The organism is Paraburkholderia sp. UCT31 (genome assembly GCF_014397655.1).
In the GTDB taxonomy this organism is placed as follows: Bacteria; Pseudomonadota; Gammaproteobacteria; order Burkholderiales; family Burkholderiaceae; genus Paraburkholderia; species Paraburkholderia tuberum.
The window spans coordinates 1-1,230 of sequence record NZ_VZQP01000178.1 but is presented as its reverse complement, the minus strand read 5'-3'; the positions used below and the strand labels follow the sequence as shown (position 1 = coordinate 1,230).

The following is a 1,230-nucleotide window of genomic DNA, read 5'->3' as shown; positions in this document are numbered from 1 at the left end:
GGCGCTCAGTCGCGGCGTGATCACCGCGTCGGCGGGCAATCATGCGCAGGGCGTGGCGTTATCGGCGGCACGCATGGGCGTGAAGGCGATCATCGTCGTGCCGGTGACGACGCCGCAGCTCAAGGTCGACGCGATCCGCACGCATGGCGGGCCGACCGTCGAGATCGTGCAGTTCGGTGAGTCGTATAGCGACGCCTATGGTCACGCGGTCAAGCTACAGGAAGAGCGCGGCCTGACTTTCGTGCATCCGTTCGACGATCCGTACGTGATCGCGGGCCAGGGCACCGTCGCGATGGAAATCCTCAGCCAGCACCAGGGGCCGATTCACGCGATCTTCGTGCCGATCGGCGGCGGCGGTCTCGCGGCCGGTGTCGCCGCATACGTGAAATCGGTGCGCCCCGAGATCAAGGTGATCGGCGTGCAGACCGATGATTCATGCGCGATGGCCGCGTCGTTGCAGGCGGGCGAGCGTGTGACGCTGAACGAAGTGGGCCTGTTCTCCGACGGCACCGCGGTGAAGCTCGTCGGCGAAGAGACCTTCCGTCTGTGCCGCGAATATCTCGACGAAGTGCTGCTCGTGAACACCGATGCGCTGTGCGCCGCGATCAAGGACGTGTTCCAGGACACGCGCAGCGTGCTCGAACCGGCGGGCTCGCTCGCGGTGGCCGGCGCCAAGCAGTATGCCGAACGGGAAGGCATCGAGAACCAGACGCTGATCGCGATCACGTCGGGCGCGAACATGAACTTCGACCGCATGCGCTTCGTCGCCGAACGCGCGGAAGTGGGCGAAGCGCGCGAAGCGGTCTTCGCGGTGACGATCCCCGAAGAGCGCGGCAGCTTCAGGCGCTTCTGCGAACTGCTCGGCACGCGCAGCGTCACCGAGTTCAACTACCGGATCGCCGACGCGAACTCGGCGCATATTTTCGTCGGCGTGCAGATCCGCAATCGCAGCGAATCGGCGCAGATCGCCGGCGCCTTCGAAGCGCACGGTTTTGCCACCGTCGACCTGACCTTCGACGAACTGTCGAAGCAGCACATCCGCTACATGGTCGGCGGTCGCTCGCCGCTCGCGCGCGACGAACGACTGTTTCGCTTCGAGTTTCCGGAACGTCCGGGCGCGCTGATGAAATTCCTGTCGTCGATGGCGCCGAACTGGAACATCAGCCTGTTCCACTACCGCAACCAGGGCGCGGACTACAGCTCGATTCTGGTCGGCATTCAGGTGCCCGG

1 protein-coding gene is annotated in these 1,230 nt (G+C 65.1%); it reads left to right on the top strand.

What is annotated here, in order from left to right:
• Window positions 1-1,230: threonine ammonia-lyase, biosynthetic (gene ilvA / locus F6X40_RS41470; RefSeq protein WP_187631888.1), on the top strand; the 1,230-nt coding region annotated here is incomplete at both ends.